Below are 21,210 nucleotides of genomic sequence, written 5' to 3'. Positions count from 1 at the left end.
TCATAAACAAAAAGATGTAAAAAGTACAAAAGCACAATACAGTGTATAATTAATGATCTGGGTCTGTGTGTACTCTGAAAACCCTGCGGATATTCTTCTGGTTCGATCCATTTTTGTTAAATTAGGTGCTTCAACAATGCAATTAAGTTGTACTTCATCCCGATAGCTATCGGGACAAACCATTAGTTAAACCAGACGTTATAGCCAGTCTGACTTAACATAGAAGGAAATTATTCAACAGGGTTTTAGATTATTGTTTATCTAAACAACATGAGAATTAATCAGGATAAAAAAGTTCCAATTCATGAGTAAAATCATTCTGGAAATTAAATTATAAAAATATTATGCCAGCAACTACTAAAGATTTTCGAAAAATCATCAATTTAATAGTTTTATCGGCAATCATTTCTTGTCTGAATATGACTGAAGTATATGGTAAAGTTTATATGTTCATACATGCTCACCCGGATGATGAAATATATTTTAAATCCGGGTGGATATTTGATAGGATTCAATCCACAGATACTTTGATTGTTGTTATTGCGACAGCCGGAGATGCGAACAAATGGACCTATCCGGATTGGAGAAATAGCCCGGATGCCAAAGACTTTGATAAGAATGGCATTATAGATATGATAGACCGCGGATACGACCGAATGGCATACAGAAGTACTCCCGGGCTGGCCTCATTAGGGCTTGATACTGTTAACAATCTCATTTTCTTGGGCTACCCGGATGGAGGAACCTTTGCCATGTGGGAAAACAGAAATTTACAATACCTTAACCCAATAACCAAAAAGAATGAGTCACCCTATACAGTAGACGCTCCAAAATATTGTTATGGCCTGGCTTATAAGGAAAGTGTACCTTATACCTATGCCTCGTTATCTGAAGATATAAAAAGGCTATATACCACATACAAACCCGATTGTGTAATGATCCCCGATTTTTTAGATACTCCTTCTGATCACGGAGCATTGGGCAGGATAGCCAGTCAGGCCCTATATGACCTAAGGGAAGAAGGAGGTAATGACTGGGTAACTAAAGTAGAGGTGATCTGGTCATTTCCGTCACATTTTGTATGGGACAATCCTGAGTCATGGATTGGGGGAAAAGACTTTGTTCCAGAAGAAGAAGGACCGTTTTTAATTGAGCCCTTTCCCCAGGACATTTATCCCCCACAAGTAAAATACCTGGACAAATTAGGAGGAATAAACAAATGTAAATTATGGGGTTTTCATCCTTATGAAATGCCAAGCCCCCCTTGTTTCAGAGCTAGAAAAGACGACATAATTCGCGGGCCATTCGTTATGTACGACGATACAGCTCCAGAAGCATGGTCCGATCTTTCCCTTGCCGGTGACAAAGCAAAAAACACCTTGGGTTATAGTATTAAAGTGCGTGATGTGGCACCCGGGCTCAACACAAAAACCAACCCGCAATACATTCATTCCTCCGATGGAGGAAAAACGTGGAATGGAACCAAGGGCCTAAAAGGATTTTACAGGAATAAAAACAATAAGGTCATTTATGAAGGCAAGGGCACTAAAAATCGTCCTGAAACCGAAAACTATTCTTATTGGCAAGGTGATGTGGCGCTGGAAAGGGTAGACGCTAAAATAGATTTTGCAAATGGGTTTGACCCCGGGGATGAAATCAATGAAGATTACTGGTCTGCCGAATGGATTGGTTGGGTGAAGACGGTAGAAAAAAGCGGAACATATTATTTTTATCTGGATGCAGACGATTCTGGTTTCTTGATGGTCAACAATAAATTGATTGTTTGGGATCATGGTGATTTTAGCATGGGGACACAAAGAGGAATTGGAATATACCTGGAAAAAGACTCACTTTATGCTATTCACTTGGGGTTTTGGGATTACACTGGCAAAGCTGGTTGTAAATTGTACTGGAAAACACCGGAAGAAATGAATAGCGAAATCATACCATCTTCAAACCTTTTATGTGGGGATGCTTCAATTGACGGATTGGACGGATCAACAGATTTTCAAACAATCACGGCAGTCGGAGTTCCATTTAATCAAGCTTCACCCAATAATAAAATAAAGTTTATGACCTTAGATATGGCAGGAAATATTGGTATAAGCCCAATATCGTATATTGATGATTAGAGAAACAGACCGTTTATTAGTAACTGGTTAAACAATAAACATGGGTCATTATGGGGGATAGTGACAAATTTTAAAATGAGTATATGTAATGAATTAAAGAGCGGCTTGACAAGCAGGTGGTTAAATGACAAACGCGCCGTATTTGAATAGTTAACAAACATAAAAAGGGAAAAATGAAGATAAAACAGTATTTACTAATTGCTCTTTTCTTGAGCGCTGTTACTTCCTTTACACAAGAAAACAGTTTATCTCTGATAAATTATATTTTGGACAAACCCCACCGGGTCTAAACCCTGAAATTTTTGCCCCTGGGATTATATCAACAGAGGAATATATTTCTACTCCAAAATAAACGAATATTTTGAGTAACTCAATGCAGAATAACCAAGCATAAAACAAGGTGTAAAATAAGTAGCTGGTTTGAACCTGCTTATAAAAATTTACCCATCCTGATAGCTATCGGGATTTTATTTGGTTTGTATTTGCTAAATTAGTCTCTGAAACACGTAACTACTCATATCCAAGATCTTTAGGCTTAATCATGATTGGCTCAAAACAGGTAAAAAAATTAAACAAAAACTAATATGAACAATTTAAAAAACAAAAAAGCAATCATTACCGGAGGCAGCAGAGGACTGGGAAAAGCGACTGCTATTGCATTCGCAAAAGAAGGAATTGACGTAGCTATAACAGGTAGAAATAAAGCCACTTTAAAAGAAACAGTTTCTGAATTGGAGGCGTTTGGAATCAAGGCTGTTTATTCAGTGTTTGATATAGGTCACCATGAGGAAGTTAAAAGTGGTGTTAAAAGTATTGTAAAAAAGCTCGGGGGGATTGATATTTTAGTCAACAACGCAGGAATTGCGGCTTTTGGAACTTTTAATGATATGGAAGTTAGCCAATGGAGTCAAATTATTCAAACCAATCTTATGGGTATGTATTATGTGACAAAAGAAGTTTTACCCTATTTGATAAATCAGAATGAGGGTGACATTATTAATGTCGCGTCTACAGCAGGATTAAACGGAAATGCAAACACATCTGCCTATTCAGCGTCAAAATTCGCCGTTATTGGAATGTCTGAATCCTTAATGAAAGAAGTCCGTAAGAATAACATTAGAGTTTGCACATTAACACCAAGTACCATAGCATCTGATATGTCGATTGATTTAGGTATTGCAACTAAAGATTCTCAAGACCGTGTTTTACAGCCTGAGGATTTTGCAGAATTAATAGTTGCTGGATTAAATCTGCCAAGAAGGGCAATGCTTAAAAGTGCATCTTTATGGTCTACAAATCCTTAATTCTTTCATAAATGTAAAACAGTTTGCTGCAAGGTATAAAACTTGCCTGCAAGGATACAGGCTCGAAAATCATAGATAATCCCGGGCAGTTACTCATGCCGAGATTACTGTGTTTCATCCCGATAGCTATCTGGAAAAGCCATTAACTAATTAAATCAACAGTCGTATAGTGTTAATATTCAAACTAAAAACGTTCGGCATAATTGAAAAATGATATGAAAAATAATGAAATAGCACTTGAATTTTTAGACCACGTTGCTATTCGGGTTCATGACTTGAACAGATCTGCTGAATGGTATCAGAATGTTCTTGGTCTAAAAAAATATCAACTGCCTGAATGGGGAGAGTTTCCAATTTTTTTGCTTTCCGGAAAATCAGGAGTAGCTTTGTTTCCTGCTAACCCTGAAGACAAGAAACTTGAATTGAACTCAAAAAACGTGAAAATAGACCACTTTGCATTCAATGTGACAAATGAGAATTTTGAAAAAGCAAAAAAAAAATATGCTGATTTGAATCTGGAATATAATATTAAAGACCATTATTATTTTCATTCTATCTACACAAAAGACCCAGACGGACATACAGTTGAATTGACAACAATTGTGGTGGATGAAAATAAATTTTATCAATAAAAAAGAAATAAGAGATTCACGAGAGAAAAACTAATTGATTTAACTTAGTGACCTTTTTTTAACCAACTGTCCAAAATGAAAATTACAGCCCTGACTTCTTGCTGTGTTGATATATATCCTGAACTCGACAAGGTTTATGTGGGTGGTAACTCACTGAATTTTGCTGCTCAGTGCAAACTTTCAGGAATAAGTAATGTATCGATCATTGGAGCTGTGGGTAACGACAAATATGGAGAATGCATTGAGCAGTATCTTGATTATTGTCGAATACAGAGAACACATTTATACCGGGTCGATGCAGCCACAGCTTCCAATAAGATGTATATCAATCAGCAGGGCGACCGGTATTTTAAAGAAGATAGTTGGAATGGTGGAGCATTTGATGTTTTCCGTTTGTCAGAAAATGACTGGCGGTTGTTGGAAAGTTCAGATATAATAGCCATGCCTGCCGGCGATCCTAATTTACAGGAGCTGCTTAAAAGACGAAAAGATCAATTGGTTGTCATTGATTTCCTCGACTACTTCACCCTCGATTTTATTGAACAAATGATTGATGATGTCGATATCACATTTATCAGTGCAAATGATCAAATGCTGGACGGCTTAAATGCTTTGGCCATGAAATCGGGTAAAATGATTGTAGCCACACTGGGTTCAAAAGGAAGTGTCGCTTTCTATGGCAATGAGTCCTGTTTTCAAGAAGCGATTGAAGTTGATGAAATAGTTGATACCACGGGCTGCGGCGATGCTTTTCAGGCGGCTTTTACATTGGAATGGCATAGGTCGGGTCATGTTAAAAAAGCCCTGAGAAAAGGCGCTTTCGCAGCGAAAAAAGTACTGGGTTTTGTTGGAGGAGTTCAATGATTATAAATAAAGCAGTTAAGCTTAAGCAAGACAAAACGAGAGCACAATACTTCCCAAAGGTCGGTTTGTCATCACCTGCCGGGACAAGGAAACAATTAAAACTTAATTTATGAAGTCATTAAATTTATTGTCATTTATTTTTGCAACAATCGTGCTCATATCCTGTAAGGATACACAAAAAGATAATGGTTCTGCTCCTGTGATGGTTTATAGTGGTGGAGATATCGTTACCATGAACGGTGATTTACCGCAATATGCAGAGGCGCTTGTTGTGAAGGATGGATTAATTTCGTTTGTTGGCTCATTATCAGAAGCAAAAGCAGAGGCAGGTGAAAGCCATGAATACAAAGATCTGGAAGGCAAGGTCTTATTGCCCGGATTTATTGATGGTCATGCCCATTTTTCTTCTTTTTCAGCTCAAGCAATCGGGGCACAGATATTGCCACCGCCGGATGCGGGAGCAAAAGACATTCCCTCGCTCATAAATATTTTAAAGAAATGGAATACCCCTGAAAACAGAGCCTTAACAGGCTGGATTTTCGGACTGGGATTTGATGATTCTGTTTTAGAAGAAAAACGTTTCCCAACAAAGCATGATTTGGACCTTGTGACAACAGAATTTCCGATAATGATTATTCACATCTCGGGGCATTTCGCAGTTGTAAATACCAAAGGTTTAGAAGTATTAAAGATTGATTCAGACACTAAAAATCCCGAAGGTGGTATTATAAGAAGGGAAAAGGGGAATGAGCCCAATGGAGTACTTGAAGAGTTAGCCGCAATTCCGCATATGCTTCAGGTTTTAAATCCGGCAAGTAAAGAAGCAGCTGACGAATTTTTTGATGCAGGCCAGCATATGGCACTCTCTTTTGGTTATACCACTGCCCAGGACGGGAGAACAATGGGAAATCATGAAATGTTGGTGAACGCAGCTGAAGCTAACAAACTAAAATTAGACGTTGTGAGTTATGTAGATTATACGTTTGTTGACAAGTACATGGGTTCTAAATGGAATAGCAGAACCTATAATAATCATTATCGTATTGGGGGAATGAAATTAACACTTGATGGCTCTCCTCAGGGGAGGACAGCTTGGAGAACACAACCTTATTTAATCCTTCCCGATGGTGCTCAAGAGGGGTATAGCGGATATCCTGCGATTCCAGGCGATAGTGTGGTTATTTCGATATATGAAAAAGGGTTTAAAAACAATTGGCAAATTTTAACCCATGCCAACGGAGATGCCGCTATGGATCAAATGATCAGAACAATAAGGCCGGTAGCCGGCAAATACGGTAATAAAGACAGAAGAAATGTACTTGTTCATGGACAGTATATAAGAGAAGATCAATTGGATTCATTCAAAGATTTAGATGTAATAGCATCTTTATTTCCTTTGCATACATTTTACTGGGGAGATTGGCATAAACAGATTATCGGAGATAGTTTAGGCAACAAAATCAGCCCTGTAAGAACAGCTTTGAACAAAGGCTTAAAGATTACGATTCACACTGATGCCCCTGTGGCATTGCCGAATTTGATGCGTATGGCCGGTATTACCGTTGAACGCAAATCACGCTCGGGGCAAATCATTGGGGAGCATGAGAAATTAACAGTATTTGAAGCTCTCAAAGCGATAACTGATTGGTCTGCTTTTCAACATTTTGAGGAAAATAAAAAAGGGACTTTGGAAGCAGGGAAATTAGCAGACTTGGTTATTTTGGATAAAAATCCTTTTAAGGTTCCGGAGAGTGAAATAAAAGAGATTATTGTACTGGAGACCATTAAGGAAGGCGTTTCTGTTTACAGGAAATAACTGTGATCAACAATGCATATGGCATATTTAAAATTGCTGAATTCCAGGGATGTACTTATAATTCAAAAGCATGCAAAAAACTATTAAAGTAAAAAGCGGCAACCTTATATTCGACTGCCGAACTGAAGGCAATAAAGAGCGTGAATTAATAATTTTTCTTCATGGCTTTCCTGAGACCTCATATATGTGGAAAAAATTGATGTCTTCTGTTTCAAAAAACGGATTCTATTGTGTGGCGCCTAATCTCAGGGGATATAGTGCAGGTGCTTGTCCCGAGGGCAAGAAGCACTATGCATTAGATCAGTTAGCCGCCGATGTTTTAAGCATTTCCAAGTTTTTTAATAAATCAAAATTTCATCTTGTCGGTCATGATTGGGGAGCGGCTATAGGATGGAAAGTAGTTCATGATTATCAAGATGTCATTTTAAGTTGGACAGGAATATCCGTACCTCATTTACAAGCTTTTGGTAAAGCAATTGTAATGGATAAAGAGCAGAAAAAAATGAGTCAGTATATAAAAAACTTCCAACTGCCTTATCTTCCCGAAATGGGGATTAGAAAGGATGACTTTAAGATCTTTAGAAAATTATGGAAGCATTGTGATTCAAAAGAAATAGATGATTATTTGACTGTTTTCCGAAATCCAAAACAACTTACTGCCTCTATAAATTATTACCGCAGTAATTTTAAACTATTAAAGCGGGCCGATAAAGATCAAATATTGGGTGATATCAACGTCCCGACTTTATTTATTTGGGGAAATAAAGACATAGCCATAGGACCTTACGCTGTCAACAACAGTCATCAATATATGAAGAATGATTATGAGTATATAGAATTGGATTCCGGACATTGGTTAATTCAGACAAACTATGAGGAACTCAAAAAAGCGATTTTAAGACATGTAGAGAGAAACAGGAAAAGTGCCTGACAGGAAGGGGAGCTATGACCTCGATGATCAGCGCAGGAATTAAAGCAGGCAGAAGTTGTTTTAACCTTTCCATGTTGATCGAATTTAGTGATAGCCGCTTCAATGGTCATCCTGCATTGTAACATATGTTATTTCCTGACTTTTGTATTTTGTCAAAAGCTTTTCCTAAAGGTGATACCCCAATTCATTGGATCGCCTAAACGCGTTGCGCCAAAGTTGTAGGCATAAGAAATTTACTCCTGATCTGTAAGGTTTCTTCCCCATAACATAATTTCAAAACTTTTTCCCACTACTCCAAACCGGGTATTCAACAGGCTGTAAGGGCTTTGTTCAATTGTGTTGGCGAGGTCAAAATACTGACGGCCCAGGTATTGCCATTCAGCCCTGGCTACAAATTGTATAGCTGAAGTTTTCCCCAAACCAAAGCTGTATTGTGCAGCTAACATTGAGGTAGCCTCGGGTGAAAACAATTGATGGTTTCCACTTAAGTCCAGCTCTTTACCCTCGTTCGGAACGACAAGATCGGTGAAGGTGGCATGCGTATAACCGAAACTGTATTCAAGTTTAAATTTATTGGCAATGGCAGCCGATAGTTCTAATTCAGGCCCTGTACTTTTTAATTCACCGCATTATAAGTAACAATAAATGCCTCCGGAAGGAGCAAGGTAGGTACCTGTACATCTGTTGAAATTATGTGAAAAACAGAATCATTAATCTTTAAACGATTTTCATGCAACATGTTTTTCATACCACCTTTCAGATTGTTACTGTATTCAGGTTTATAAGCATACAGGGGGAGGTGAGAAGGATCTGGAGAAATAGGGGTTAAGCCTCCGGCACGGAACCCTTTTGCATAGGTGAGGTAAAAATTGCTTTGCTTATTCATGGCATATGCAATTCCCGATAACGTAATAAAAAACAGAAAAATAATTGATAATAATCCACGCATTAGAAAATATGATTTTAGCGTTATGAATTGAAACTCGTTTAAATCAAACCAACATGAGACAAACAACCAGCAGTCTTTATATGACTCATAAGTATTAATACAAAAGAGAAATACAACAATTTAGGTACTGAAGTTTTTTTTTGACTTTTATATAGACTTTTATATAGACTTTTTAACGATCATCAGATGATTTTTAGGCATAATTTTTTATATTTCCTGTTCATTAAACACAGGATTCAATAAAATAAAAATTAACCAAGCAACTATCATTATGAAAAAACTAACCAAGCAGTATAATCAACTCGCATTAATTTTGATACTTTTTGCACTGAATTTTACAATTATAGGTTGTGAACAAAAGGAAAAAGAATCGGAGAAAGAGCCTCAAGAAGAAATAATTGCAGCATCAGAAAAGCCTGAATTTTTCCTGCTTAGGCCTGAAGTTGAAAAGGCATACGGATATTCACATGCTGTAAAAATTGGGAATAACATTACAATTTCGGGAGCAGTAAGTATGGATGACGAAGGGAATCCAACCGCAGTAGGTGATTTGGGGGAGCAAATGAAAAATTGTTATGCTGATTTAGAAAAAATATTAAAACATTATGGCTGTACATTTAATGATGTGGTTGTGGAAAATATTTTCACTACCAATATGCCCTTGTTTTTAGAAAACGCAGGTTACCGAAATTCAATTTACACCAAGCATTTTCCGGCAGGGTCCTGGCTTGGCGTCAAAGAATTGGCTGTACCAGAGTTTATGATAGAAATTGAACTGGAAGTGCATAAACCTGAATAAAACACAAAAGGGTTTACAAGACTTAGCAGTTCATCGTTTTGCAATGCCTTTGCAAGAACACAGAGCCAATCAAATACTAAGTTAAACTACCTCTGCTTAAAGCATAATCGTTTTGTGCACCGGATCTTTTAATTCAAAATGAGTAAAAGGTTATGTGCACAAAACCTCAATAAATTTATGCTTACATTTAAACGAATTAACATTTAAAAGAAAATATCATGGCAAAAGGAAAAGACGCTAAAAAGAACGTTAAAAAGGAACCTGTTAAAACCCCAAAAGAAAAAAAGGCAGAAAAGAGATTGAAGAAATCTAAATAAGATGTTGTATCCTGAAAAACTGAGCAGCCCTAAGGGTGGAAAATGCGAACTTTTATGGACAAAATGTTTCTAGACCTGGTAAAGAGCAAATTTTAACATCGGAAAATTGGAGTTGCAAAACCACAACCTTCCACCTCTACATTATCGTGGCTAATTAATAATAACTGAAATGACTCATCATATAAAGGTAGCATCCGCACAACTTTCACCAATATTCCTGAATAAAGAAAAAACTGTTAAAAAAGCCTGTGAGGCGATATTAGAAGCTGGAGAAAATGGAGCAAACCTAATTGTCTTTCCTGAGGCTTTTATCTCCGGATATCCTGATTGGGTATGGCTTATTCCGAACAGTAAAGGCGCTGATTTAAATGAGCTTTATGTAAAACTTGTCAAAAATGCTGTTTCCGTTCCGGATCTGAGCACGGGAAAGCTTTGTCAGGCTGCAAAAAAAGCAAATATAAATGTCGTGATCGGCATGCATGAGAGAAATTCTGAATCAAGCAATGCAAGTTTATTCAATAGCTTACTTTTTATTGATGATAAAGGCAATATTTTAGGTAAACACAGGAAGTTGATCCCAACCGGAGGAGAACGCCTCATATGGTCCCAGGCAGGAGATGGCAGTACTTTGTGTTCTTATGACACTTCTGCAGGAAAAATCGCAGGATTGATTTGTTGGGAAAACTTTATGCCATTAGCAAGAAATGCAATTTACGAATTGGGAACTCAAATTCTGGCCGCTCCAACCTGGGACAAAAGCCCAAACTGGATACAGACAGTTCAGCATATAGCGCGCGAAGGCGGGTTATTTGTCATTAGTACTTGTATGGCATTAAAAATGGATGATATTCCCGATGAATATGAGTTTAAGAAACTGTACCCTGAAGGAAGGGAATGGATTAATGTGGGTAATAGTGCGATAATTGCCCCAAATGGACAATTTTTAGCAGGCCCGCTTGAGGCAGAGGAAGGTATTTTATATGCAGATATTGATCTAGATCAAATCATAAAAGCAAAACGTATGTTTGATGTCGTCGGACATTATTCGAGGCCTGATGTTTTTTCATTCGATGTAAAAAAATAGCATGGGATAAGTAGTCGCTGGATTATACTTTCTTGGATATTCCTGGTTTAGAACAAAAAAGCCGTGAATAGTTTTCGCAATAGAATAAGCATTAAATTAAAGGAAGAAAAGTACATTTAAAATAAAATGGACAGTCAGGGAGAGTTACTACCTTAAACTACTATTGGCAGCAATTAGCATTACAGATGAGTCAGATAAAAGCACAAAGGATTAAATCCCTTGATTTACTTAAAGGATTAGTCATTATTTTTATGGCCCTGGATCATACAAGGGATTATTTTCATTTCAGCAGCTTTTTATTCGACCCCACGGATCCGGAAAAAACTAATTTTGTCCTGTTTTTCACCAGGTGGGTTACTCACTTTTGCGCTCCTGCTTTTAGTTTATTGGCAGGCACTTCAGCCTATCTGATCGGAAGGCGGAAATCAAAGCTTGAACTATCATCCTTTCTATTAAAAAGAGGTCTATGGTTAGTGTTTATTGAATTTACCATTGTGATTTTCGGTTGGAGTTTTAATGCAGATTTCAATTCATTTGGTTTGCTTGTGATTTGGTCATTGGGTATCAGTATGATTTTTCTGGCTGGTATAATTTATTTGCCCATGAAATATATCCTCTTGTTTAGCTTGATACTTATTTTTGGTCATAATCTATTGGACAATATTTCCTTTGATCACAGCATATTATGGTCTATAATTCATGAAAGGGCATATTTTAACATTTTTGGCGGTATTAAAATAAGGGTTATTTACCCTATAGTGCCATGGATTGGAGTCATGTCTTTGGGATATTATATGGGTAAATTTTATGATAAAACCATAGAAGCAAAAAAAAGACAGCAATTATTTGCAATAATAGGTGTTTCTGCTATCCTGCTTTTTGTAATTGTCAGATATATTAATCTTTACGGCAACCCAAAACATTGGGAAGATTATGGAACTTTATTACAGACATTATATTCGTTTTTGGATCCATTAAAATATCCTCCATCCCTGTCATATCTGCTTATGACCATTGGCCCATCTTTTTTATTGCTTGGGGTTTCTGAAAATGTAAAGGGCCGGGTAACAGATTTTATCAGCACTTTTGGAAAAGTTCCTTTTTTCTTTTACATCATTCATATTTATGTTATTCATTTTTTTGCCATGATACTGGCAGAGATAACGGGATATGGTTGGCAAGCCATGATTCTCGACGGGTTCGTTTCAGGTCAAAGTCAGCTGGTAGGTTATGGAGTTAATCTTTGGTTTGTCTATGTAATCTGGATTGGCATAATTATTATTTTGTATCCATTTTGCAGAAAATTTAGTCTATATAAACTCAGCCACAAGGGAAAATGGTGGTTGAGTTATTTTTGATACTTCAGAAAATTCAGAAGTAATTTTCTGTTTTTTTATGAGCACAAGAGCCTTATCCATTTTTATATCTTTTTTGGTTTAACATCATTGATTTTTGTGTCATCGGCTTTGGGATGGAAACATCAAAAATTCGTATCTTTAAGAAAGGTATGTACTTTGCAAACTGAGGCGTTGTTTTAAACTTTATCCGTTTATATGAACCTTTGCAGTCAATTTAAACAGCCTTAATGAGATCGTATTACGTCCAAAAATATAATCATATGAAAAAGTATGCTTCTTTTTTGTTCTGTTATGTGATTATTATTTCATCGTTTCTTTTTCCTGTGCCGGAGGCTTATGGCCAGGAGAATTTCGAAGGAACATGGGAAGGTGTATTCATGAATGATTTTGAAGTGCTGATCAGTTTTGATGGCAACAACCAAGGCAACATTAAGATGATGTCCGGTGGTAATATTATTCAAAATGATAAATTAACCGACATTAAATTGACGAATAATGAATTCACCTTTTATATACCTGATAAGCAAACACCCTTTACAGGTAATTTTAATGACTTGTTCACCGAACTTACAGGGGAATTTATATTTCCTGATGGTAAAAAGCACACTATTCAGCTGAAAAGAAAAATGCAGGCCGCCAACCCGTTGGCAGCATTTAAAACAGCTAAAGAAAATAAATTCAGGGCGGAGGATGTGCGTAATGACCTGTTGTTTCTTTACTCAAGTTTGAAAGAACAGCATCCTCAACTGTATGCCTTTACTCCAAAGGATTCCATGGAATTGATACTTGAAAGGTTACAGGACGAGCTCAGGGAGGAAGTTACCCTGGAAAAGTCGTATTTAATTTTGTCACAGTTAACAGATGCGGTAAAATGCAGCCATACAGGGGTGAGGCTTCCTAACAGCTATCAGGATTCAGTGAATGAATTTGGTCATTATTTTCCATTCCGATTGTATTTTAAAAATGGCAAGGCCTTTCTTGTTTCAGGGAATTTTGAAAGCAAACAGCTGATATTGCCCGGGACCGAGATCCTGAGTATCAATAACCTTGCTGTTAAGGAAATAATTGAAAAGTTATTTTTCATGATCCCTTCAGAAGGGTGCAACGTAACGACAAAGTATCATGAACTAAACAAAAGATTTAATGCTCTTTTCTATTTTCTTGATGATTCAGAGAAGTTCATTATAAAATACCGAAAGGGATCATCTGTTGATTCCATAACGGCCTCTTCATGCAGATTAAAACATATACAGTCGCTATATGGCAAAATTAAAAATGATCGCCAGGTTTCTTTTCATTATATGGATAACATGAACATTGCAGTGCTGAAAATACCAACTTTTGCAATGCCGGATATGGATCATTATTTTAAACAGTTAGATAGTATATTCAACGATTTAAAAAAGGCCAATATCCAGCATCTGATACTAGACCTAAGGGGTAATAAGGGTGGCCATCCGATTTTTGCAGCTCAGCTATTTTCATATCTCACCAAAAAAGACTTTATATATTTCAAGCGCAATGCCGAAGTCAAAGATTTTGAGCCCCTTTATAATGTAATGCAGCCAAATAAAAATAATTTTAGGGGCACAATGTATGTTTTAGTCAATGGAGGATGCCTTTCAACCACCGGCCATTTGATTTCTTTGCTTAAATTTAACACAAATGCAGTTTTTATTGGTGAAGAACCTGGGAGCACATTCAGATGTAATGATTTTAGTATGCAGTTTTCATTGCCCAATACAGGAATTGAGCTGAATGCTCCAAGAGTAACATTTGAAACATCAGTAACAGGTTTTACCTTGTGTCGCCCATTTCCAATAGACTATAGAGTAAATAATAGTCTTATTAAAATCATAGACCAGGAAGATGAATATGTAGAGATGGCCAGTTCAATCATTAATAAGTAAGATTCTGGAAGGATTTGTGTTGAGATTCGGAACATTGATGCGTGATTCAGAAAGATGAAAGCGTAGGCAATTTTTAAATACTTCCATTAATGGGCCAAAGTTTTATCTATTCATGTGAACAAACCTTTTGGTTTACATGTCCTGACATAACAAATATCATATCACTTATAGAAGCATTGAAATAAAGAAGGAGGCATATTTTTCTGCCTCCTTCTTTAATTTCAGTCTAATCATTTAACTAAATCATCATGAAATTTTAATCGTTCTGACGGGCTTTTGCCTGGCCTCTTCTTTCTTTGGCAAAAGAATACTTAAAATACCATCTTTATAGTTGGCATGAATCTTATCATCATTTACACTTTCTGGCAAAGAAAAGGTTCTTCTGAAAGAGGAGTAACCGAACTCCCTGCGTGTATAGTTTTCTTCTTGAGATTCGTTTTCATCCTTTATCTCTGTTGATATAGATAATACTTGATTGTCGAGGTCAAGGTGAAAATCTGATTTCTTAAAACCAGGGACAGCCATTTCTACCATAAATGCATCGGCAGTTTCTTTAATATTCACTTTTGGTAAAGTAATTCCGGTATTAAAATTTGACATAAACACAGATGGAAGGTCTCTGTTAAAGATGTCATCTAACCAATTTGACCAACTTTGGAAGTTTACGTTTGAACTAGTGTTTGCTAAACTTCCGCTTTTAGGAACATGAATTAAATTGCTCATAATTACAAAATTTTAAATTAAACATTATTTCAAATTTGAAATCTCAAATTGATTTCAATCTTTTTTTAGCAAAGAAAATACCAAAATGGCTAAAACGGGTTTTTCTATGAATTTTTACTGTGAATTTGCATGTAAAACAAAGCAACCAGGAACAATTTGACATATTTGCGTCTAAAAAATGTCAAATTGACGGATAGGTTTTTTTCTTTGTCAGACATCATGGATGTATTTCAATAAAAATACCAACGACTAAAACCAGGTTTAAACAACGGGACAAATTGGAGCAGGGTATATTGCCCCATGGGTTAATCATACTCAAAAAAATGTTATCTTGAAATGATAAAAATACTAACCGATGAAAATAAAATATTTAGCGATCATCATCTTGATATGCCTAACGATTAGTTGTAAAAAAAGCACTGAAAAATCGATATCAAATTCAATAAAAAAGGATCATCAAACAGAAAAGAATATGGAACAAAATAAACTAACAGACTTCGGAAATAAATACTCAAGTGCATGGAGTAGTCAAAAACCCGAAAAAGTTGCTGAATTTTTTGCCTCAGACGGCATGTTAAAAGTTAATGATGGAGAACCAGCAATGGGGACCAAGGCAATTACGCAGGTTGCAAAAGGATTTATGGATGCATTTCCCGATATGATGGTTTCGATGGATAGTTTAACGACAAAATCAAATACAACAAGGTTTTACTGGACCTTAACCGGCACAAATAATGCTCCCGGAGGAACGGGCAATAAAGTTAAAATCAGTGGCTTTGAAGAATGGACTTTTAATGAAAATGGATTGGTACAAGAATCTAAAGGTCAATTCAATGCCGAAGATTATAACCGGCAATTAAATGGAATTGATTAACTATATTTTTCGTTGTAAAACTGATAACTGCTATATGTAAAATAAAAAAAATGACGATTAAAATAGATTCAGATTTAGAATTGAGGCAATTAAAATTATCGGATTCATTAGATATTTTTAATACCATCGACAACCAGAGAAGCTATTTAGGGAAATGGTTGCCATTTGTAGCTTTTACGCAAAAGATTGAAGACACTGAAAGTTTTGTCACATCGATGGTAAATGCTCCTGAAGAACCGTTTGAAATTACTTTTACGATAAGGAAACAGGGTGAATTTGTTGGTTTGATTGGATTCAAAGATTCAGACAAAACGATAAGAAAGACAGAAATTGGGTATTGGATTTCCCAAAAGTTTCAGAAAGAGGGAATTGTAACAAAATCTGTAGCGAAACTTTGTGATTTTGCTTTCGGGGAACCGGGGTTTACAACTGTACAAATAAAATGTGCCGTTGAGAATACACCAAGTATAAATATACCCAAAAGACTTGGATTTAAATTTGAGGGTATAGAACGTGACGGAGAACTTCTCACTGGAAATGTCTATACCGATTTGGAAGTATATAGTAAATTGAAAAAATGAATCATAGTTGAAACAAAATCTAAAAGGAGCCTCCTAAAGCAAGTTGAATCTGGAGTTTATGCTTGTGTGATGGCCTCTATTTAATATTAAAACCAGTACCTAAATACGCTACTTTTGTATTCGCAACCAGCATCAGACAATAAAAAATCAATAATTGAATGATACCATTCTTCAGAAAAATTCGAAAAAAAATGGCAGACGATAACAGACCGGTAAAATATATGCGATATGCCATTGGCGAAATTGTGTTAGTAGTTATAGGAATTTTAATTGCGCTGCAAATAAACAACTGGAATGAAGAAAGAATTCAAAAACAAGAATTAGAAGGCTTATTGCAAAGTATTGCCGGAGGTGTACAATCGGATATAAGGGATTTAAACCTGTTGGCAACGGCACGGTCAAACATGGGGAAAAAGGGTGATTCTATTTTTAGTTACTACATTTTAGACGATGTAAAAGCAATTAGTCTGGAAGAAACTGCCTATATAAATACGGCTTTTCAAAATGTTTTAAACTTCGTCTATTTCAAGTCTAACTTAAGCGCATTTGAATCATTAAAAAATTCAACTTATTTTGGCAAGCTTCAAGGCACTGATCTGGCATTATTGCTAAGCGCTTATTATACAACTGCAGACAAAATTAAAAGCATTGAAGAAAAGTATAATGAAAGCCTGGGAGCTTATCATGCGGCCTGGCTTGCTAAATTCAGGGATAATGGTCAGGATATTTTTTTAAGGCCATGGCTTTTTTATGATGACCTTTCTTCATTTACGCCTCGTTTTCGTGAGATTTTACGGGATAATAGCACAAAAAATATATTTGGTCATGCCTATTACGAACCGAACATAATTCAAACTTACGAAGAGCAAATTTTGATGGGTAATAAGTTGATTGAAATGATAAAAAGTTCAAATACCACTTTTGATGAACAAACAAAACTTGACTTTAGTGGTATTTTATACTCATTTGCAGATGCAGATTTAATAAGCATTTTAATTAATGGTGAAATACCTACCGGGTTTGAGCCAAAATATGCGGCATCGGTCATATATCGAGATCATTTTTCATACAAAGAAGACTATTTTGTCATAGAATACCCTGAAAATACATATGATTGGGGTTCGCCATATTTTGAGATTAATGCCCTTGGCGGGAGGGTAAATGAAATGGACTTTTCAAATTACACGAAAATTTTTATAGAGATGAAAGGTGAAATCGGTGGGGAGCAATTTGAAATAACGATGAAGGATAAACATGATCCACCCGATGGTTCTGAATCCAGGGTTCAGATTGAGCTAACTGATCAATGGAAGATTTATGAAATTCAAACAAACCAATTCAAAACAGCTGATATGCAATTAATAATGGTTCCTTTAGGCTTTGTTTTTGAAGGCCCCCTTGGAAGAACAATTCATGTAAGATCAATACAGTTTAAAAAAGACTAATTGTTTTATGTCACAATGTTAAAACTGCTTTTCAGCAAATCGTTTCAAAAATAAAACACCTTAACTGCAAATGAACTATAGAAAATACACAGGGGAATCACCATTTGTTTCTGAAATTGGCCTTGGTGGCTGGCAATTGGGAGAAGATTCCGGTTGGAAAAGTATGTCAGAAAAAGAGGCTCTTGCCATGATCCGTACATCGATTGAATTAGGAATCAATTTTTTTGATACGGCTCCAAATTACGGGCTCGGATCCAGTGAATTAAGACTCGGAAAGGCCCTGAAAAATGTTGACAGGACTAAGATTGTAATTAATACAAAATTTGGCCATACCGAAACAGGAGAAACCAACTACAACGCTAACCACATCCGAAAATCTTTAGAAGGCAGTTTAAAAAGATTACAGGTAGATTATATAGATTCCCTGATTTTTCACAACCCTCCTTTTGAAATTCTTGATGGCACTAACAATCCGCATTATGAGGTATTGGATCGTTTGCTTGATGAGGGTAAAATAAAGGCTTACGGAGCTTCTTTGGACACCTACCAGGAAATGAAAGTTTTTCTGGAAACAACAAACTGTGGTGTTATTGAGGCATTTTTCAATATTCTTCATCAGGATGCGGCTTCAGCCTTTAATATCGCACAAAAAGAGGGTGTAGGGATTATTGTTAAAATCCCGCTTGATTCGGGTTGGCTTTCAGGAAAATACAATGCTGATAGCAGCTTTAATGATATTAGAAAACGCTGGTCAAAAATGGATATCATAACAAGGAGTAATTTGATAGAGAAAGTAAGGCATATTATTGACCATGACCAAAGCCTGTCACAATCGGCCATATCATTTTGTTTGGCCTATGATGCTGTCTCAACTGTAATTCCCGGTAATTCGACTATTGCCCAGCTGAAAAGCAATGTGGAAAGTGCCGATACACCAATGTCAAAGGAACTTGTTAAAAAGTTGGAAAATTTCTATCAAAATGAAGTGAAACAGCTCAAGCTTCCATGGTAAATGAAAATTACCGGATCATCATGAAATAGAACAGTAATCATTGGGCTTTATGTATTTTTAGCAATCATATAAAGCGCATATCGTAACCAGTAAACCGGCTTCTTATAGCAACAACGTAAGACAATTTTAGGAGAAAATATTATAAGTATGGAACAATACAAAGTTAAAATTATCGAAACTCTGGCAGTTTGAGTTTTGTTTTCTTTGTAATTCTCAAAATACAGGAATTCGAAAGGATCACCCTTCCAGGTATTATTTTTATACAAAAAATGATTAAAAAAAAGGATCATAGCTAATATTCCAAAAATATTTATTTACTTGACAACCCTACCGATAAACATACTGACCTTAATAAAACAGAACAAAAATCAATTTAAAAGAATTTAGTTACCCTATGAAATCAATACATTATTTTCTCATTTTCTTTAGCTTTATTTTATCTTCAGTTAGTTGTTATGCGCAGGATTTATTCGGCTTAAATCCTGAAAACCTGAAGACCGCACAGGATTATAAAAATGCTGAAGAAAGAGTACTCTCATGCGCGAATTATCTTTTAACCAATCCGATCGATGAGGAGGATCTGATTCGAAAAACTACCTTTACCTACCTGTTCAAATGGATAGAAGGCACTCCCGAACACACTTTTTCTCTTGACGAGGAAGTAGTTCTACTGACAGGAAATGATAAAGATCTTCTGACGATATACTTTTCAGCTTTGGCCAAAACGGTTCTTGAAGAACCAATTAAGCAATCTACTGATGAGGAGATCCAGGAGCAGGCCATACAATATTTGCTGGATTATTGTTTAAATCCTGAGAATCACTTAAAGGCGACGAAAAGGATGAACAAGATGAGTAAAAAAAATAAAACCTAAAGATCAGGGGGCAAAACAAGTTGTTTTGTTTCTCAAATTGGAGCAGGTTTTTTATCTGAACAACGTTAAAAGTTCTGATGTTAAAAATTGTTGCCTCATCAACCTGGAAAACCGCAAGGCAAGGCTGCATTAAAATCAACTGATCGATAAATAATCACCTTTTCTATTTAACTTTTATATCTTACAGTGCTAAACTAAAACTACCATGGCCGTTACAAATAAGGATGAAGGATTAAAACGTGTAGTCGGTATCACCGGTTTGTCACTTAATATTGTCAACTTAACGGTAGGCGCAGGTATTTTTGTGCTGCCGGCTATTGTTGGTGTTGAATTAGGAGCGTTCAGTATTTATGCCTATCTGTTTTGCGGTATCATGATGGCGGCCATTATGCTTTGTTATGCCGAAATAGGCACCCGAATTACAAGTACCGGCGGAAGTTATGCCTATGTTGAGGCTGCCTTTGGTGATTTTGCAGGTTTTACCGTGACATGGCTGGCAGTTTTTGGCTGGAGTATTTTAGGAAGTGCCGCATTGATGAATATTATTGCCGACTCTCTGTCAGTGGTTTTTCCTGTATTTTCAAATCCATGGATACGTGGCTTATTATTTTTTGTACTGATCGGTTTTTTGGTTTTGACAAATGTACGCGGGGCCAGGGAAGGCGTAGCTTTTATAAAAGTAATCACATTGATGAAACTATTGCCGTTATTTGCGATTGCCATCTTTGGCTTTAGCTTGATAAATTCAAGCAACCTTCACTGGGATCATTTACCATCGCTCAATACCTTTAGCAATGCCACACTTGTTTTGTTTTTTGCATTTGCCGGTTTTGAAACAGCACTTGGGGTAAGTGGAGAGATCAAAAACCCTAAACGCACCATCCCTTTTGGTATCATGATTGGCGGAGGGTTGGTATTGATCCTTTATTTATTGTTGCAAACAGTAACTCAAGGTATTTTAGGAGCCGATATGGATTTATTTAAGGATGCTCCCTTAGCAGCAGTAGCCGAAAGAATTGTTGGGCCAGTGGGTGGTACCATATTACTGCTTGCCGCCGCAGTTTCGTGTTTTGGCGCTGTAAGTTCGGATGTATTGAATACACCGCGGATATTATTTGCCGGTGCCAACGATGGCCTGTTTCCAAAGTTCCTTGGTAAACTTCATCCAAAATTTGCCACGCCGTACTGGTCTATTATTTGCTTTTCGGGATTAATTTTTGTTTTTTCGATATCCGGTGGCTTTAAACAACTCGCCGTACTTGCAAGTGCTGCCATACTTCTTATTTATTTAGTCGTTGTTTTAGCAATGATCAAATTAAGATTGAAAGAAAAAAACACCAATGAGAAGGTGTTTAAAGTGCCTGGTGGTATGATCATTCCCTTTATAGGTATTGCCTCGATCACCTGGTTACTAACCAGTTTAAGCAAATTGGAAGTCATATCATCTATTATTTTTATTGCTGTAATATGTATTGTCTATGTTACAATGAAATTTATAAAGAAGCGGGCTGCATCTTAGGAAACTTTAAACTTAAGTAGCCGCCATTTAGTGTCTCCCGGCTAAGGATAAGATGTCAAAAGGGATCAGTTGATTTTAAGATGTAC

Annotated in this window: 19 protein-coding genes; 16 read left to right on the top strand and 3 right to left on the bottom strand. The window is 36.4% G+C overall.

Annotation, left to right across the window (positions count from 1 at the left end):
- Positions 1-344: 344 nt before the first annotated feature.
- The 6 genes from AABB81_RS05125 to AABB81_RS05100 all read left to right on the top strand — a co-directional run bounded on the left by AABB81_RS05125 (position 345) and on the right by AABB81_RS05100 (position 7,679).
- Positions 345-2,132, top strand: coding sequence for a PIG-L family deacetylase (locus tag AABB81_RS05125; protein ID WP_342159074.1), 1,788 nt, complete (start codon positions 345-347; stop codon positions 2,130-2,132).
- A gap of 584 nt (positions 2,133-2,716) precedes the next feature.
- Positions 2,717-3,436, top strand: coding sequence for a 3-ketoacyl-ACP reductase (locus AABB81_RS05120; protein WP_342159073.1), 720 nt, complete (start codon positions 2,717-2,719; stop codon positions 3,434-3,436).
- A gap of 215 nt (positions 3,437-3,651) precedes the next feature.
- Positions 3,652-4,068, top strand: a complete 417-nt coding sequence (locus AABB81_RS05115; protein WP_342159072.1) for a VOC family protein — start codon at positions 3,652-3,654, stop codon at positions 4,066-4,068.
- 75 nt (positions 4,069-4,143) lie between these two features.
- Entirely contained in the window at positions 4,144-4,932 is a 789-nt protein-coding gene (locus tag AABB81_RS05110) for a PfkB family carbohydrate kinase (RefSeq protein WP_342159071.1), read from the top strand.
- A 109-nt stretch (positions 4,933-5,041) separates the two neighbouring features.
- Positions 5,042-6,748, top strand: coding sequence for an amidohydrolase (locus AABB81_RS05105; RefSeq protein WP_342159069.1), 1,707 nt, complete (start codon positions 5,042-5,044; stop codon positions 6,746-6,748).
- Positions 6,749-6,818: 70 nt separating this feature from the next.
- Positions 6,819-7,679, top strand: a complete 861-nt coding sequence (locus tag AABB81_RS05100) for an alpha/beta hydrolase (protein WP_342159067.1) — start codon at positions 6,819-6,821, stop codon at positions 7,677-7,679.
- Positions 7,680-7,912: 233 nt separating this feature from the next.
- On the opposite strand, the gene AABB81_RS05095 is transcribed toward AABB81_RS05100, so the two are convergent.
- Positions 7,913-8,260, bottom strand: coding sequence for a hypothetical protein (locus tag AABB81_RS05095; RefSeq protein ID WP_342159657.1), 348 nt, complete (start codon positions 8,258-8,260; stop codon positions 7,913-7,915).
- 35 nt (positions 8,261-8,295) lie between these two features.
- Positions 8,296-8,628: a TonB-dependent receptor domain-containing protein gene (locus tag AABB81_RS05090; protein WP_342159066.1), complete on the bottom strand. Its 333-nt coding sequence runs from the start codon at positions 8,626-8,628 to the stop codon at positions 8,296-8,298.
- Between the two features lie 271 nt (positions 8,629-8,899).
- Between AABB81_RS05090 and AABB81_RS05085 the strand changes: the two genes are divergently transcribed.
- From AABB81_RS05085 to AABB81_RS05070, 4 genes are all read left to right on the top strand, one after another.
- On the top strand, positions 8,900-9,427 hold the full coding sequence (locus tag AABB81_RS05085) for a RidA family protein (RefSeq protein WP_342159064.1): 528 nt from the start codon (positions 8,900-8,902) through the stop codon (positions 9,425-9,427).
- 486 nt (positions 9,428-9,913) lie between these two features.
- Positions 9,914-10,828: a carbon-nitrogen hydrolase family protein gene (locus AABB81_RS05080; protein ID WP_342159063.1), complete on the top strand. Its 915-nt coding sequence runs from the start codon at positions 9,914-9,916 to the stop codon at positions 10,826-10,828.
- A gap of 185 nt (positions 10,829-11,013) precedes the next feature.
- Complete coding sequence (locus AABB81_RS05075) at positions 11,014-12,186, top strand: acetyltransferase domain-containing protein (RefSeq protein ID WP_342159062.1); 1,173 nt, start codon at positions 11,014-11,016, stop codon at positions 12,184-12,186.
- A 260-nt stretch (positions 12,187-12,446) separates the two neighbouring features.
- Positions 12,447-14,096, top strand: a complete 1,650-nt coding sequence (locus tag AABB81_RS05070; protein WP_342159061.1) for a S41 family peptidase — start codon at positions 12,447-12,449, stop codon at positions 14,094-14,096.
- 246 nt (positions 14,097-14,342) lie between these two features.
- Here the strand turns inward: AABB81_RS05070 and AABB81_RS05065 are convergent, their stop codons facing one another.
- Positions 14,343-14,819, bottom strand: a complete 477-nt coding sequence (locus AABB81_RS05065) for an Hsp20/alpha crystallin family protein (RefSeq protein ID WP_342159060.1) — start codon at positions 14,817-14,819, stop codon at positions 14,343-14,345.
- Between the two features lie 355 nt (positions 14,820-15,174).
- Between AABB81_RS05065 and AABB81_RS05060 the strand changes: the two genes are divergently transcribed.
- The 6 genes from AABB81_RS05060 (at position 15,175) to AABB81_RS05035 (ending at position 21,124) form a co-directional block, all read left to right on the top strand.
- On the top strand, positions 15,175-15,693 hold the full coding sequence (locus tag AABB81_RS05060) for an ester cyclase (RefSeq protein WP_342159059.1): 519 nt from the start codon (positions 15,175-15,177) through the stop codon (positions 15,691-15,693).
- A gap of 50 nt (positions 15,694-15,743) precedes the next feature.
- Complete coding sequence (locus AABB81_RS05055; RefSeq protein ID WP_342159057.1) at positions 15,744-16,274, top strand: GNAT family N-acetyltransferase; 531 nt, start codon at positions 15,744-15,746, stop codon at positions 16,272-16,274.
- 191 nt (positions 16,275-16,465) lie between these two features.
- Entirely contained in the window at positions 16,466-17,719 is a 1,254-nt protein-coding gene (locus tag AABB81_RS05050) for a DUF6090 family protein (RefSeq protein WP_342159056.1), read from the top strand.
- Between the two features lie 70 nt (positions 17,720-17,789).
- On the top strand, positions 17,790-18,731 hold the full coding sequence (locus tag AABB81_RS05045; RefSeq protein ID WP_342159055.1) for an aldo/keto reductase: 942 nt from the start codon (positions 17,790-17,792) through the stop codon (positions 18,729-18,731).
- 394 nt (positions 18,732-19,125) lie between these two features.
- Positions 19,126-19,605: a hypothetical protein gene (locus AABB81_RS05040; RefSeq protein WP_342159054.1), complete on the top strand. Its 480-nt coding sequence runs from the start codon at positions 19,126-19,128 to the stop codon at positions 19,603-19,605.
- Between the two features lie 205 nt (positions 19,606-19,810).
- Positions 19,811-21,124, top strand: coding sequence for an APC family permease (locus AABB81_RS05035; RefSeq protein ID WP_342159053.1), 1,314 nt, complete (start codon positions 19,811-19,813; stop codon positions 21,122-21,124).
- Positions 21,125-21,210: the final 86 nt, after the last annotated feature.

Source organism: Lutimonas vermicola, from assembly GCF_038433205.1.
Taxonomy (GTDB): Bacteria; Bacteroidota; Bacteroidia; order Flavobacteriales; family Flavobacteriaceae; genus Lutimonas; species Lutimonas vermicola.
This window is presented reverse-complemented; position numbering and strand designations above follow the sequence as displayed.

Coding starts and splice junctions, on each gene's coding strand:
- AABB81_RS05120 (WP_342159073.1), top strand. CDS start 2,717: ATGAACAATTTAAAAAACAAAAAAGCAATCATTACCGGAGGCAGCAGA.
- AABB81_RS05035 (WP_342159053.1), top strand. CDS start 19,811: ATGGCCGTTACAAATAAGGATGAAGGATTAAAACGTGTAGTCGGTATC.
- AABB81_RS05050 (WP_342159056.1), top strand. CDS start 16,466: ATGGCAGACGATAACAGACCGGTAAAATATATGCGATATGCCATTGGC.
- AABB81_RS05075 (WP_342159062.1), top strand. CDS start 11,014: ATGAGTCAGATAAAAGCACAAAGGATTAAATCCCTTGATTTACTTAAA.
- AABB81_RS05090 (WP_342159066.1), bottom strand. CDS start 8,628: ATGCGTGGATTATTATCAATTATTTTTCTGTTTTTTATTACGTTATCG.
- AABB81_RS05110 (WP_342159071.1), top strand. CDS start 4,144: ATGAAAATTACAGCCCTGACTTCTTGCTGTGTTGATATATATCCTGAA.
- AABB81_RS05115 (WP_342159072.1), top strand. CDS start 3,652: ATGAAAAATAATGAAATAGCACTTGAATTTTTAGACCACGTTGCTATT.
- AABB81_RS05085 (WP_342159064.1), top strand. CDS start 8,900: ATGAAAAAACTAACCAAGCAGTATAATCAACTCGCATTAATTTTGATA.
- AABB81_RS05100 (WP_342159067.1), top strand. CDS start 6,819: ATGCAAAAAACTATTAAAGTAAAAAGCGGCAACCTTATATTCGACTGC.
- AABB81_RS05080 (WP_342159063.1), top strand. CDS start 9,914: ATGACTCATCATATAAAGGTAGCATCCGCACAACTTTCACCAATATTC.
- AABB81_RS05045 (WP_342159055.1), top strand. CDS start 17,790: ATGAACTATAGAAAATACACAGGGGAATCACCATTTGTTTCTGAAATT.
- AABB81_RS05055 (WP_342159057.1), top strand. CDS start 15,744: ATGACGATTAAAATAGATTCAGATTTAGAATTGAGGCAATTAAAATTA.
- AABB81_RS05105 (WP_342159069.1), top strand. CDS start 5,042: ATGAAGTCATTAAATTTATTGTCATTTATTTTTGCAACAATCGTGCTC.
- AABB81_RS05040 (WP_342159054.1), top strand. CDS start 19,126: ATGAAATCAATACATTATTTTCTCATTTTCTTTAGCTTTATTTTATCT.
- AABB81_RS05060 (WP_342159059.1), top strand. CDS start 15,175: ATGAAAATAAAATATTTAGCGATCATCATCTTGATATGCCTAACGATT.
- AABB81_RS05070 (WP_342159061.1), top strand. CDS start 12,447: ATGAAAAAGTATGCTTCTTTTTTGTTCTGTTATGTGATTATTATTTCA.
- AABB81_RS05065 (WP_342159060.1), bottom strand. CDS start 14,819: ATGAGCAATTTAATTCATGTTCCTAAAAGCGGAAGTTTAGCAAACACT.
- AABB81_RS05125 (WP_342159074.1), top strand. CDS start 345: ATGCCAGCAACTACTAAAGATTTTCGAAAAATCATCAATTTAATAGTT.